13 protein-coding genes are annotated in these 13,803 nt (G+C 59.9%); 5 read left to right on the top strand and 8 right to left on the bottom strand.

The features are described 5' to 3' along the window. Positions 1-316 precede the first annotated feature (316 nt). Positions 317-568, top strand: a complete 252-nt coding sequence (locus DF200_RS09915) for a hypothetical protein (protein WP_109138112.1) — start codon at positions 317-319, stop codon at positions 566-568. Positions 569-764: 196 nt separating this feature from the next. Here DF200_RS09915 and DF200_RS09910 read toward each other — a convergent pair whose 3' ends face one another. From DF200_RS09910 to DF200_RS09890, 5 genes are all read right to left on the bottom strand, one after another. Then, positions 765-1,547 carry a nitroreductase family protein gene (locus DF200_RS09910; RefSeq protein ID WP_109138111.1) on the bottom strand — a complete coding sequence of 261 codons (783 nt, stop codon included), beginning with the start codon at positions 1,545-1,547 and terminating at the stop codon, positions 765-767. 118 nt (positions 1,548-1,665) lie between these two features. Beyond that, positions 1,666-2,040 carry a DUF4235 domain-containing protein gene (locus DF200_RS09905; protein ID WP_158275844.1) on the bottom strand — a complete coding sequence of 125 codons (375 nt, stop codon included), beginning with the start codon at positions 2,038-2,040 and terminating at the stop codon, positions 1,666-1,668. A gap of 350 nt (positions 2,041-2,390) precedes the next feature. Next, positions 2,391-3,083, bottom strand: a complete 693-nt coding sequence (locus DF200_RS09900; protein WP_109138109.1) for a sirohydrochlorin chelatase — start codon at positions 3,081-3,083, stop codon at positions 2,391-2,393. A 22-nt stretch (positions 3,084-3,105) separates the two neighbouring features. Beyond that, positions 3,106-3,549 (bottom strand): flavodoxin domain-containing protein, encoded by a 444-nt coding sequence (locus DF200_RS09895; RefSeq protein ID WP_109138108.1) that lies wholly within the window; start codon positions 3,547-3,549, stop codon positions 3,106-3,108. Continuing rightward, on the bottom strand, positions 3,549-5,180 hold the full coding sequence (locus DF200_RS09890; protein WP_109138107.1) for a nitrite/sulfite reductase: 1,632 nt from the start codon (positions 5,178-5,180) through the stop codon (positions 3,549-3,551). Before DF200_RS09890 ends, DF200_RS09895 begins: the two co-directional genes overlap by 1 nt. Positions 5,181-5,516: 336 nt before the next feature. Between DF200_RS09890 and DF200_RS09885 the strand changes: the two genes are divergently transcribed. Next, positions 5,517-6,518: an NAD(P)/FAD-dependent oxidoreductase gene (locus tag DF200_RS09885; protein WP_206603441.1), complete on the top strand. Its 1,002-nt coding sequence runs from the start codon at positions 5,517-5,519 to the stop codon at positions 6,516-6,518. 95 nt (positions 6,519-6,613) lie between these two features. Here the strand turns inward: DF200_RS09885 and DF200_RS09880 are convergent, their stop codons facing one another. Further along, positions 6,614-7,960 (bottom strand): aminotransferase class III-fold pyridoxal phosphate-dependent enzyme, encoded by a 1,347-nt coding sequence (locus tag DF200_RS09880; RefSeq protein ID WP_109138106.1) that lies wholly within the window; start codon positions 7,958-7,960, stop codon positions 6,614-6,616. Positions 7,961-8,372: 412 nt separating this feature from the next. Here DF200_RS09880 and DF200_RS09875 point away from each other — a divergent pair, with 412 nt between their 5' ends. The 3 genes from DF200_RS09875 to DF200_RS09865 all read left to right on the top strand — a co-directional run bounded on the left by DF200_RS09875 (position 8,373) and on the right by DF200_RS09865 (position 11,712). Next, positions 8,373-9,269: an ABC transporter permease gene (locus tag DF200_RS09875; RefSeq protein WP_109138105.1), complete on the top strand. Its 897-nt coding sequence runs from the start codon at positions 8,373-8,375 to the stop codon at positions 9,267-9,269. 165 nt (positions 9,270-9,434) lie between these two features. After that, complete coding sequence (locus tag DF200_RS09870; RefSeq protein ID WP_109138104.1) at positions 9,435-10,532, top strand: taurine ABC transporter substrate-binding protein; 1,098 nt, start codon at positions 9,435-9,437, stop codon at positions 10,530-10,532. Positions 10,533-10,908: 376 nt separating this feature from the next. Next, the gene (locus DF200_RS09865; RefSeq protein WP_109138103.1) at positions 10,909-11,712 is read left to right on the top strand and encodes an ABC transporter ATP-binding protein; all 804 of its coding nucleotides are present in this window, start codon (positions 10,909-10,911) and stop codon (positions 11,710-11,712) included. A gap of 386 nt (positions 11,713-12,098) precedes the next feature. Here the strand turns inward: DF200_RS09865 and DF200_RS09860 are convergent, their stop codons facing one another. Both DF200_RS09860 and DF200_RS09855 read right to left on the bottom strand, forming a co-directional pair. Further along, complete coding sequence (locus DF200_RS09860) at positions 12,099-12,554, bottom strand: Hsp20/alpha crystallin family protein (RefSeq protein ID WP_109138102.1); 456 nt, start codon at positions 12,552-12,554, stop codon at positions 12,099-12,101. Between the two features lie 426 nt (positions 12,555-12,980). After that, the coding region (locus DF200_RS09855) for a glycyl-radical enzyme activating protein (RefSeq protein WP_146192068.1) at positions 12,981-13,803 on the bottom strand (823 nt) is incomplete at its 5' end.

Genomic DNA, 13,803 nt, shown 5'->3' with positions numbered 1-13,803 from the left:
GAGTGTGGGAGAGTAGCACGCCGCCGCAATCACACTCTTACCAAGGAAAGGGACCGCCCCAGCCGGGACGGCCCCTTCCTGTTTTCCGGGCTGGTGCCGCCACCGGATCGGAGTGGAGGCACCAGCCTTTCCCCCTTATCATTCGACAGCTTCCCCCACGCGGAACACACGCACAATCGCGTAAGAAAAGTGAACTAGCAGAACGCGCTGTTGTGACACTCTTCTCCACGTATATATTGTTCTCATATATACGGTTCTCTTATATATACGTATATACGGCGGAATCACTTCCAGAAGCTTCGCTACCATAGCGTATATGCATTTTTTCACTCCAAAGCGTTGTGCTACCTCGTCGAAAATCATGTATCACGATAAAGCGCAGGCGGAACACGCGGCGGAACAAAGTTTCATCGAACGCGGTGCACAACTCTGGGTGTACCGCTGCCAATACTGCGGCGCATGGCATCTCACCAGCCATTCGCCGGAAAACTCATGGGTGCATGTGCCACTGAACCAGCAGATCAAACCGCACTCACGCAAAAAAGGCTACAAGCCACGACGCCGCTGACGGACATAAGTTAGTGCTCTGGGTCGAAAGAGGCATATGTTTCTCAACACACTCAAGGCCGTTCGGCCTCGCTCCAGCATTTGATTGCAAAGCATATCAAATGCTTTCGCTGCTTACGGTTGAGAAACATATACCTCTTCCTCCCACGAGAAAGGGGCTATGATCGGGCGGCTACTGGCGTGATAGCGGGAACGGACTACCTATCCAGACGGAAGCCTTGACGGGCGGCAGGCTTGCCGACTGTGCGGCCGGTCATATCAGCCACGGCATTACCGGCGATCTGATCGCTGAACGCGTCCACAGGACGGTCCGTATTCCGCAGATCATAATACTGATGCACAACCCCGTCGAAATCGGCGATGGTTGTCAACATATCCTCGGAACTCTGGGGATAAGCGTTTTCAAAGAACTGGATGTTGCGTGGCATACGAGGCTTCAATGCCGGCTCCTGCGCCGGCCTGCCAATCGCCAGACCCAACACCGGATATGTAAGCTTGGGCAGCTTCAGCAGATCGATCAATGCGTCCACATCGTTCAGCAACGACCCCAGAATCACACATCCAAGGCCCAGCGAATACGCCGCGGTCTCCATGGCATGCAACGCCAGAACGGCATCGTTCTGTGCCTGCGAATACCGGTAGCTGCCATTCAGCGTGAACGCATCGGAATCCACGTCCACGCCCTTTGCGGCGGCGATCGAGGCATTACGATGCTCATCCAACACGAAAACATACAGCAATGGCGCTTCGGCGATATACGGCTGTCCGCCGATCTCGGCCAGCCGCGCAGCAACCTTGGAATCGGTGATACGAATGGCCGACCAGTCGTTGAGATACTGACTGGAAGCCGCATGCTGGGCCACGGTCTCCAACGTGGCGACGACGTCGGCAGGAATCTCCTCGTCGGCGAACGCACGAATGGAACGCCGATTCAACAACGTCTCAATGGTCAGATTATGCAAATCATAAGTGTTTGTCATATGAACATTGTCTCAGAAACACGATGGATTGCGTACGCGTATCCGTCATCAGCGAACTGGCGTCGGCATGACGCGACCCGGTAAGAACGATATGGGGAACATCCGTCGTGGTAATGCTTCAGCGTTTGCGGTGACGACGATTCACCAAGGCCTGCGAACCACGCTCGCTGGCCTGTGACACCATCGCGCCCACGGCGGCGGAGAGCCCCGCAAACACGGCCGAATTGACCATCCCGCGGAGAAGACCCACCTTCGGGGCATGTTTGGGCGTACCGTGGTTCCACATCATCTCCAATGCCTTGCTCGCCGCAAAACCGGCGGCCGCAGGAAAAGCAAGCTTGACGATTTTGTCGATCGCATCATCGGGATCCGCCTCGAAATTCTTACGCATATCGGTCACTTTCGCATCGAAGGCATCGATACCTTCCACGATATCGCGGGCCTCGGGGCTCAATGTGCCGCCATTGGAGGAATCGGTATGGGAATCGGTCATGAACACCATTATTCCATGTGATGGCACTTGTCGGGGACGTGGACCCCCTCAGTCGGCTTCGCCGACAGCTCCCCCTGAAAGGGGGAGCCGGAGAGGAAGGGACCGGCTTTCGCCTATAAGGAGCAGGGGAAGACACTACCGTTTGGTGGTATACTTCCTGAGTTGGGGACGTGGACCCCCTCCGTTGGCTTCGCCGACAGCTCCCCCTGAACGGGGGAGCCAGAGGGAAGAGGCGGCTTTCACCTGCTGGAGAGCAGGGAGGCGTTGCCGGAGAACCGGGGGAGGCGCTACCAGAAAGCTGAAAGACCGCTACAGCAGCTGGGTACAATCAGAGGAAGCGCCGGAAGGTGCTATAGTTCGGCGAGACGCTCCTTGATGGCGTCGACGATGACCGGATCGTCCTCCATCGTGGGAAGGAACACGGTGTCGTCGTTCAACGCCTCCACGCGGGCCTTGATCTTGTTCGCCAGACGGCCATCGGTCAGGAACAAGCGTTCGACGATCAACGGTCCCTGAGCCTCAGGATGCGCCAACGTATCCTCGATGCGCGGCGAACCGATATGATTCGTGCAGATGATCGGTACGCCGATACGCCGCTCGATATCCTCGGCAAGCTCTGTCAGCTGCTCGAACGGTTCTGGGAAATGCGGCGTGCCGTGAGCCACCAGAAGCACCTTGCGTCCCGGATGCTCCTTCACCGCGTTTCCCAGCAGATTCAGCAGATAATCATGCACGGCATGAGTCGTGGCCAGCGGTTCCGTGACCTCAAGCGTGACATGCGGATCGATGACCGCGCGTGTGCGCTTTGGAATATCCCAACGCATATGTGTGGCCGAATACAGCAACACCGGCACGATGACCAGACGATCGTTATCGGCCTGCAGCGCACGGATGCCGTCTTCCAACGTCTGCTCCTCGCCCTCCAGGAACGCGATACGACCATTCTGACCGGCATCCCGGATGAAATCACCCAGCAGATCGAGATTCGACTCGGGAATCTTACCTCGGCGACCATGCAGCACGTAGAGATAGCCGGTGGACATGGGAAGCTCCTTTGAATCGAGATCAGGCGGCGAGGGTCTTGGCGAGGTCCTTGATCTTCTCGATGGCGTCGTCGTCGGGGGCGAGCTCGATCTTCAGCGGCTCGGCGACAAGCTCGGCACCATCCTCCTTCAGCAGCTTCGCGAAGATGTCCACGGCGGCGCAGAAGTGCGGGTAGCTGGTATCGCCAGTGCCCAGCACGGCGACCTTCTTGCCGGAAAGATCGTAGCCGTCCAGATCGTCGTAGAAGTCCACGATGCCGCCCGGCACCTCGCCGTTGTCGCCGTCGCTCCAGCTGGCCACGACATAGTTGGCGTCATCGTCGTCGAAGAACTCGTCGACCTCCACGCCGTCCTCGGCGTCGAACACCTCGACGTCCTGATCGAGGTCCTGAAGGGCTTCCTCCAGAAGCTCGACGGCCTCCTTGGTGTTGCCAGTCGCGCTGGTGAAGATGATCTTGGTGCTCATTATTTCAGTACCTCCGTTGCGGGTAGGGTTGCGGTGTAATTGTTCAAAACTTCCTGGAAATGGTCGGTGCCCTTGCGGGTGTAGTACTCGTAGAACGTTTCCGAGCCCTCGTGGTTGTCGCGGTAATCGGCCAGCAGCGACGAGATGGAGTCGGCCAGCTGCTGCTGAGAGAACGTGCCCTTCAACTGTTCGTTGAAATGGCCGCCGTTCACCAGGCTGCCGCCCACCGACAGCTTGAATCCCGGCACGTGCTGACGGTCGGGCGTGCGGGCGTGCACGCCCTCGATGCCGATGTCGGCGATGGAACGATGCGCGCAGTTGTTGCCGCAGCCGGTCATCGTCACGTTCAACGGGCTGTCGAACGAGAAACGATTGTCAAGCTCCTCCACCAGCGGCTTGAAAATGGACTTGGTGAGCGTGTTGGCCAGATTGCAGTATTCCGCGCCCGTGCATGTGTTGCCATAGTCGGCGATGAGATGCGGATGCAGCGAGAACCGTTCGAAGATCGGCAGAGCCTCGACCTCCTTGATCCTGTCCGCGGGAATCCACGGGATGATCATGTTCTGGCAGTGGTCGAAGCGGATCTCGTCCCGGCCGTATTCGCGGGCCACGTCCACCAGCGCCTTGAAGTCGTCGGCGGTGATGCGCCCGGAGGGCACGGAGACGCCGACATAGTAGTAGTCCTTCTGTAGCTGGCGGTGGATGCCGAGCGCGTTGCCGTTGTTCCAGCCCTTGGTCCGGTCACGGCCCTTGGTCTGCAGATCGGGCATGTATTCGCGGACCTTGTCCTCGAACTTCTCCACGCCCCAATCCTTCACCAGGAACTTGAGCCTCGCCTTGGAACGGCTGCGACGATAGCCGTAGTCACGATAGATGCGGCAGACCACCTCGGCGACGTCGGCCACACGGTCGGGCGTCACGAAGATGTTGAGCTGCTGGGCCAGATACGGCTTCATGCCGAGACCGCCGCCCACCTTCACGTTGAATCCCTTGACGGTGTGACGGCCGATGCGCTTGGTCGCCGGCACGAACGCCAGGTCGTTGATCTCCGCATCGGCGGCGTTGTACAGGTTGCTGCTGATCGAGATCTTGAACTTGCGCGGCAGGTTGGAGTAGTCGTAGTTGCCCTGGAAACGACGGTACACGTCGAGCACGGTCTGACGGGTGTCGAACAGTTCGTCCGGATCGATGCCAGACAGCGTGTTGTCGATGACGTTGCGCGTGATATCGCCTTCGGCGCCGACCGTCGTCAATCCCACGTTCTCGATGCCGGCGAAGATGTCGACCAGTTCGGCGAAGGGAATCCAATGATACTGCACCGCCTGACGCGTGGTCAGATCGATGATGCCATGCGCATAATGCTCGCCGATCCACGCGATATGGTCGGCCTGCTTGATGTTGATGCGGCCGCCGGGAATCTTGATGCGCATCATGAAGTAGCCTTCGTCCTGGGGCTTCTGCACCGTCAGACCGGCGTACTTGAAGTACATGAAATAGCTTTTGTCGATCTCGGAGAACGGCTTCTTCACCAGTTCGGGAAGGTCCTTGAACACGTCAAGGCCGTCCTCCTTGAGTTTGTTGATCTCGTTGGCGTTCAGCTTCTGATCCGCCCACGTCGCTGTATAACTCATATCCCCCGATCCGTCCTCTGCTGTGAATCGTCGTGAGACGATCATCCCTGTGATGTCTGGTAACAAACGGAAGCGTACAAATCCGCAAGTACCGATGTCAAAACGGGCGAACGACGCCAAAAACGTCGAAAAACGTTGAAATATCAACGATTATAGGATGTCGATAATGGTACATGGGTGCCGAACGAGGTGACGGTTCTATTTGTGAGTCGTTATCAATCGTTGGAATATCAACGATTTGCGGGGATGTGGCATCGTTTCGAAAGCGGGGATGAATCCGTATACTGACGCGTATCGTCAACCGTTTTCACGATTTCAATTGGGGGATTTCCGACCATGAGCGATACCGGCAACGTGACCGTCGAGGATGAACTGACCGACGTGGTGGTGATCGGCGGCGGTCCGATCGGCATGTTCACGGCGTTCTACTCGGCCATGCGCAATCTCGACGTGCAGCTGATCGACAGCCTGCCGCAGCTGGGCGGTCAGGTGGCGGCGCTGTACCCGGAGAAGCCGATTCACGACATCGCCGGATTCGTCTCCGGCACCGGCGCCGAACTCATCGCCAATCTGCAGCGGCAGATCGACTCGTTCGGCGACCGCATCGGCGTGCACGTGAACGAGGAGGTCCAGGGGCTGGAACGTCTCGACGACGGCACGTTCGTGTTGACCACCAAACAGCGTTCCGTGCATACGCGCAGCGTGATCGTGGCCATCGGCAGCGGCGCGTTCGCACCCCGTCCGCTCGCCATCGACTACGACCGTGACGGCCTGGACGGCAGCAAGGTGTTCTACTTCGTCAAAAGGCTGGCCGACTTCGCAGGGAAGAACGTGGTCGTGGCCGGCGGCGGCGATGCGGCCATCGACTGGGCGCTGGAACTTGAGAAGATCGCCGGGCATGTGACGCTCGTGCATCGGCGCGACAACTTCCGCGCGCTCGAATCCAGCGTGGCGCAGCTCAGGGAATCCTCGGTGGAGATCCTGACGCCGTACAAGTTCGTGGACGTGGTGAACGAGGATGCGGGACTGCGCATCGACCTGGCGCAGGTGAAGGGCGATGCGCAGCCATCGCTGCACGTCGACGCGCTGCTCGTGAACTATGGGTTCACGTCCGACAACCACCTGCTGCGCGACTGGGGGCTGCCGGTCAAGCGCGGCGATTTGCAGGTGAACGAATATCTGGAGACCGAGGTGCCGGGCATCTACGGAGTCGGCGACGCGGTGAACTATCCCGGCAAGGTGAAGCTGATCTCGGCGGGCTTCGGCGAGGTGCCGCGCGCGGTCAACCACCTTTCGGAGGAACTGTACCCCGACCGCAAGCAGCCGTTGCACAGCTGAACGGTACTCCACTTGGCTCCCCTCAGGGAGGGGAGCCAAGTGGAGTGGCTATCGCGTGATTCCGGTGTATCAGGCCGCCACTACACGCGCGGAGTCTACTCGCAGAACTCGTGATCGGCCCAGGTAAGGACCTCATCGAGCACGTCAAGCTGTTCGTTGAGCTCGTCCTCGGTGATGATCAGCGGCGGGCAGATATTGAGGTTCGATTCACGGCCGAACGTGTAGAAGCCGCGACGCCTGAGCTCGGCGAAGATCGCGGGCATACGGCCGTTGGCGGTGTGATATGGCGCCAGCAGCTCGCGCGTGCCCTTGTCTTTCACCAGGGTCAGGGCGGCGAACAATCCGATGCAACGGGCCTCGCCCACGACGGCGTGACGACTGGCGAACTCCTCAAGACGCGGCTTCAGCACGCCCTCAAGCTGCTTCACATGGGCGCAGATGTCGTGGTCGAGGTAGTACTGGGTGGCGGCGACGCCGGCCGCGCAGGCAAGCGGATGCCCGGAATACGTCAGTCCGCACGGCAGCGGATGGCTCTCGAAGAACTTCGAGATCTCCTTGCTGGCGATCACGCCGCCGAGCGGGATCATCGCGCCGGTCACACCCTTGGCGAACGTGATGAGATCGGGAACGAGATCGAAGTTCTGCCATGTGAACATCTTCCCCGAGCGGGCGAAACCGGCCATCACCTCGTCGCAGATCAGCAGGATGCCGTTCTTCCGGCACAGGTCGGCCACGCCCTCCATGTAGCCCTTCGGCGGAATCAGCACGCCGTTCGCGCCGACGATCGACTCCATCAGCACCGCGGCGATCGTCTCCGGCCCCTCGTACGCGATCTGCTGTTCGAGCTGATGCAGGTACTGCCGTGTGCAGCGGGCCTCGTCCTCCGGGGTCCGGTCGTAACCGTCCTCATATACGCTCGGATTGAGGAAATGCACGAACGACGGTGCCGCGCCGCCGGTCTCATAGGCGAAACGACGCCAGTCTCCACTGGCGAACGCCGAACCCAACGTGGAGCCGTGATACGAACGATAGCAGGAGAGGATCTTCGGACGGCCCGTGTAGAACCGTGCGATCTCGATGGCGTTCTCGTTGGAGTCCGAACCGCCGAGCGTGAAGAACACCCGCTGGAAATGGTCGGCGCCGGCGATGTCGACCAGTAGCCTGGCGAGTTTTCCGCGCGGCTCCACCGCGAAGCTCGGCGCCACATAGCACAGTTCGTCGGCCTGCCGTTTGATGGCGTCGACGACCTCCTGATTCTGATGACCAAGGTTCGAGCACACCATCTGCGAACTCATATCGGCGTAACGCTTGCCGTCATAATCCCAGAAGTAGATGCCTTCCGCTCGTTTGACCGGTGTGGCCGGGGCGCCCTGTTTGGCCCACGGTTGGAGCACGTATTCCTCGTGCAGTCGCGCAACTTGTTCGCCGGTCAGCTCTCCCATGCGAAAATCCCCCTCATATGAATATAGGAAAACAATTGATTTAGCCACGTACGCCGTGGACTGATTGGCAAGTATACGCGGAGAACGCCGGCCGGAAAATAATCAGGGAACCCAGTGTTCACTAGGGAAATCAGGCATTGGGAATACGTCATAGCGAAAGCCTATAAGCGTTTTCCCCCATAACCGGCGGTCGGGCGATCCGGCGGGATTAATGTGGAGAGCAAGCCTTCCGGCGATGCCGTGGAATACGGCATGATGCGACATGATGCGGAAGACGGATGATGTTCGTATGTTTCGGGAATTCCGGGGAATTCCGATTATCGGATCGTCGTCGTGATGAACGCCGGCGTCGTGGATATCGCGGAATCGCGGGATATCACGGCCGGTGATTGACGACAGAAGGGGACAGACCATGACCGCAGTAAGCCTACCCGTAGGCAAGGTGACGGAGCGCATCCGCTCCATAGCGCCCTCGCCGGAGAACGGAAACGCCGCAGTACGACGGAAGCCGTCCTTCGGCAAGGTGCAGGGATTGATATCGCTGCTGGTGTTCGTGGCCGCGTGGTGGGCCGTGACCGCGGCAAGACTCGTCAACCCGCTGTATCTGCCCAGCCCCAGCGCCGTATGGGACGCGTTCGTGCGCGCCAACTCCTGCAATCCCATCGCCGCGGGTTCGACGCGAATCGTCTGCGGTGTGCAGCAGTACTTCCTCTGGCAGCATCTGCTCATGAGCCTCGAACGCATCGGCGTGGGCATGGCGCTGGCCATCGGCGTGGGCGTGGCGCTGGGATTCGTGCTGTCGGGCGTTCGCTGGCTTAACCGGCTCGTCATGCCGTACATCAACTTCGTTCGCGCGTTGCCGCCGCTCGGCTACATCGGTCTGCTGATTGTCTGGTTCGGCATCGGCGACACCACGAAGATCTGGCTGCTGTTCCTGGCCGCGTTCCCTCCGATTGTGCTCGCCACCATCGACGGTCTCAAAGGCGTGAACCGGGACCGCATCAACTCGGCGCTGTCGCTCGGCGCCAACCGGGCGCAACTCGTCGCCCTGGTCATGTTCCCCAGCGCATTGCCGTCGGTGCTGAACGGCATCCGTCTGGCGGTCGGATTCGCATGGACCACCGTCGTGGCCGCTGAACTCAACAACGGCATCCCCGGCATCGGCGCCTTGGCATATCTTTCCGGCACCGAAATGAACACGCCGCTGACCATCGCCTGCATCCTCGTGATCGGCGTGGCGGCGCTGGTGCTGGATGGCGTGATCCAGCTCGTCATCCGCGTGCTCACGCCGTGGGTGGGCAAGGAATAGGAGCGGTGCGGAGACGCAAGGTGTCGTCTCTCCCTCCCTCAGTCAGGCTTTGCCTGACAGCTCCTCCCTCGTCAGAGGGAGCCGGGATACGTGAGGCATCGTAAGGCCGGTTCCCTGTCCGAGGGAGCGAGATTGTGAACAGTAGGAATAACTAGGGGGATAACCATGTCTCTTGGATTGGGGAATGAGGTGACTCGCAAGGCGTTGTCGATGCTGGCCGTGGGGGCGGCCGTGCTGTCGATGGCGGCCTGCGGGCAGATGAAGACCGCCGACGAACTCGCCGGCAACACCAGCAACGCCGGTAATTCCGGCACCGCGGCATCATCGTGCCCGACCGACGTGAACAACGACTTCACCGGCACGATTCGTGTGGGCTGGCAGGCCATTCCCAACGCCGACCTGGTCGTCAAGGACCAGAAGCTGCTGGAGAACTGCCTGCCCAAGGCGACAATCAAATGGAGCCAATTCAATTCAGGAGCGGACGTTCTTCAGGCGTTCGGCGCGAAATCGTTGGACATCGCACTGCTTGGGTCGAGCCCGTCGGTCAAGGCCGTCAGCGCGCCGTTGGATCTTCCGGTGCAGGTCGTATGGATCAACGACGTCATCGGCGAGGCGGAATCGTTGGTCACACGGGATTCCGGCGTATCGTCGATCCGTGATCTGCGGGGCAAGACGATAGCCGTACCGTTCGGCTCGACGTCGCATTTCTCGCTGCTGTCGGCATTGTCCGACGCGGGATTGAACGATTCCGACGTCAAACTCGTGAACCTCGACCCCGACAAGATGCCCGCGGCCTGGCAGCGTGGCGAAATCGACGCCGCATGGGTGTGGGACCCGGTGCTCGGCGAATTGAAGGCCAGCGGCGGGAAAACCGTGACGTCCAGTGCCGAGACCGCAAAAACCGGTGCGCCCACCTATGACCTCGAACTCGCGACCAGTGCGTTCGTCAAGGCCAATCCCGACGTGCTCACAACATGGACCGCCGTGGAGAACCATGCCGTAGGGCAGGTCCGTGACGGTGATGCGTCTGCCATCGATTCGATCGCCGTGCAGCTCAACGAGAAGCCTGACCAGGTGCGGACGCAGGTCAAGGGATACTCGTATCTCACGGCCGACGATCAGGAGAAAAGCTTCGAACAACTGCCCGACGTGTTCTCCAAAACCGCCAAGTTCCTCAAATCACAGGCCGGCGTGGATTCGGTGAAAGGCAGCTACGATTCGGCGTTCCACGCGGACGCCATCAAGGAGGTGGCCGCGAAGTGAGGCGGTGCATGCGTGTGCGCGGCCCGTTGTAGCTGGCCGCTGTGGTTAGTGGTTGTAGTCGTGGCCGTGGCTGCGGCTACGATCGTGATGGCCGCCGTGGTTTCTGCGGTTAGTCGTCGTGGCCGTGGCCGTTGTGTAGTTGCGTGCTGGACTTGCGTTTACGTGACGGACTTGTGGCTACGTGTTGGGTCGCGAAAAACGGATTTGTTGGAATTGCAACGTTGTTGTTCCCGTCACGTAAGGGAAAGTCCAACACGCAACGGGGAATCCGACACGTAGCGGTAAGTCCAACACGTAGTGTCGGGGTATGGCGGCATGTAGCGGCGTGTATTTGGGGCGTAACGCGGAACATATGGACGTATATAAAGGAGGATATATGACCGGGTTGGCGGATAAGGGGAGTTCGCGACCGTCCGATGTGGAGATTCGTCATGTCGTCAAACGGTTCCATACGGACCGTGGCGAGGACGTCACCGCGTTGGATGACGTGAACTTCACCATCAGGCAGCATGATTTCATCACAGTCGTGGGCAGGTCCGGCTGCGGCAAGACCACGCTGCTGAACATGCTCGCCGGATTCGAGCGGCCCACCGAAGGGGAGATTCTCGTCGGCGGGGAGCCCGTGCTCAAACCAAGTCCAAAACGCGGCGTCGTATTCCAGAAGCCGCAACTGTATCCGTGGCTGAACGTGCGGCGCAACGTGGAATTCGGCATGAAGGTGCAGGGAGTGGATGCGGCGACGCGAACGCGGACCGCCAAAGAGTACCTTCACATCGTGGGACTTTCCGACGCGGCAGACCGCAAGCCGTACGAACTGTCCGGCGGTATGCAGCAGCGTGCGCAGATAGCCCGCGTGCTCGCCGCCGATCCCGACATCGTGCTCATGGACGAACCGTTCGGCGCGCTTGATGCGTTGACTCGCGAAAACTTGCAGGTGGAATTGCGGCGGATCTGGCAGGAGCGACGCAAGACCGTGTTCTTCATCACGCACAGCGTGGACGAGGCCATATTCCTCGGCACGCGTGTGATCGTGCTGAGCTCGCATCCCGGCACCGTGCTGATGGATATTCCCGTCGACATTCCGCGTGATCCGAATCATCCAGAGGACATCGAGGCGGTGCGTGCCACGCGTGAATACCGTGATCTGGTGGCGCGAGTGGACGCCGCGATCCACCAGTGAGCCTTGGAGGGGCTGAGGTGATACGTCACGTGGGCCGGGCATCACGCGGGCTGGGCGGACCGCGTGATCTGCGGATCGCGAATAACAAAAAGGCCGTGGTGGTTGTCGTCACAATCACCACGGCCTTTTTGCTGACTTGGCTTGTTTCCCCGCCGTCTCCGTCAATCCAGTCTGCGTAGGGAACGTAGGGCGGAGATGGCGGCGGAGCAATCAGTCAATACACATTAGTCAATGTCGTCAAATCAACATCGACACAATAACGTCGTCAAATCAACGCCGTCAACGGATTCCGATCATCCCCGATTCCCGGCGATCATACGCACTGTGTGCACAACCGCAGGAATTCTGGGGAAAACAGTCCGTGACGCGAAGGGCGAATCGGAGAATCAGCCTTCGATGGCGATCTGGTGCTTGGCCTCGACCTGCGGCTTGGCCTCGATCTTCGGAACCTCCAGGCACAGCGTGCCGTTCTTGTAGGAGGCGTGGATGTCGGATTCCTTCACGTCCTCGCCGACGTAGAAGCTGCGAGAGCAGGTGCCGACGTAGCGTTCGCGACGCAGCCACTTGCCGGAATCATCCTTGTCGCCGTGGTCCTCGTCCTTGTGGGCGGAAACGGTCAGATAACCGTTGTTGAGCTCGACGTTGATGTCGTTCTTGTCGAAGCCCGGCATGTCGATATCGACGTCATACGCCTTGTCGGTCTCACGAACATCCGTGCTCATCATCGACGTGGGTGTTGCCGCCGCGGCGTTGTTGCCCGCGGAGCGCCAGCCCTCGAAGAACGGGTCGTCAAACAGATCCGAGAACATCGTGTCATTCATCAAAGCCGGAAACATAGCCATAATCAATACTCCTTGAATTGAAATCTTGGAGTAGGGCGGGTTGGCTTCCCGGGCCCCCTCGCGGGCGCTCGGTTTATCGTGGCCGTCCTCGGAACCCCTTCCGGAGCTCCTGCCTTGTCCTTTCACTTCACCCAACCGATATTCCCAGGAAGTGTTCCCGGATTTTGCTGGGAGTGAAAAAGTTGAGTGATGGGGGCTCAAGTTTTGGTGTGGTGGGTGTTTGGGACTCCCCTCAGTCGCGCTATGCGCGACAGCTCCCCTCATTGATGAGGGGAGCCGGGGGCGGAGGGGCCGGAAGGGAGACGGAAGGGGAACGGGGCGCCGCCGATGCATTCTCGAACTTGCAGGGGAGCCGGAATGGAGGAAGAAGGGAGACAGGGGCGGAATGGAGGCGGAAAGGCTGTGGTATCGAAACTGCTGGCGGGATTAGTCGTCGTCGCGGTATAGGGCGTCGGCGGCGAGGCCGGAAGCGAGCACGTCGTCGCGGATCGCGTTAAACAGTCCATCGTCAAGCTTGACCGCGCCCATGGGGTAATCGCGGCCCAACGCATGATATTTTCCCTCGCCGAAACGATGATATTTCAACGGCTGATAGGTGATGTTCGCGTCACGGCCGCCAAGACCATGCAGAAAATCGATGATCGCCGTGACGTCCTCGCGTGAATCGTTGAAACCGGGGATGATCGGCGTGCGGACGAGCTTCGGCATCTCGGGATGGTCGGCGCACAGACGGGAGAAATTATCGAGGATGCGTTCGTTGCCGAAGCCGGTCCATTCGCGATGGCGTGCCGAATCCATGGATTTGATGTCGAACAGGATGGTGTCGAGATGTTCGGCGGCGCTCGCCAGTGATGGATATGGCGCATAGCCGCAGGTCTCGATGGCGGTGGTGATGCCGCGGGCGTGCGCGCCGGCGAGCAGATTCGTCAGAAACGTGCGGTGTGAAAGCGGCTCGCCGCCCGACACGGTGAGTCCGCCGCCGGAACGGTCGAAGAAGACCTCGTCGCGTTCGACGACGTCGAGCACCTCGTCGACGGTCATGGGACGGCCTTCGAGCGTGAGCGCCTTGGAAGGGCAGGATTTGGCGAATCGCGTGAGATCGGGGAGATTGAGTTGGTCGAGGACGGTGCGGTTCAGGGCGATGGGGGAAGGGTGTTGGGTGGGAGCCCCCTCAGTCTCGCTGCGCTCGACAGCTCCCCCGGCCCAACAGGGGGAGCCGATTGGAGAGAGCGCATCGTCTATTCGATGG

This window comes from Bifidobacterium catulorum (assembly GCF_003129925.1).
Classification (GTDB): Bacteria; Actinomycetota; Actinomycetes; order Actinomycetales; family Bifidobacteriaceae; genus Galliscardovia; species Galliscardovia catulorum.
The sequence above is the reverse complement of the archived record's forward strand: the minus strand, read 5'-3'. Positions and strand labels throughout refer to the sequence as shown.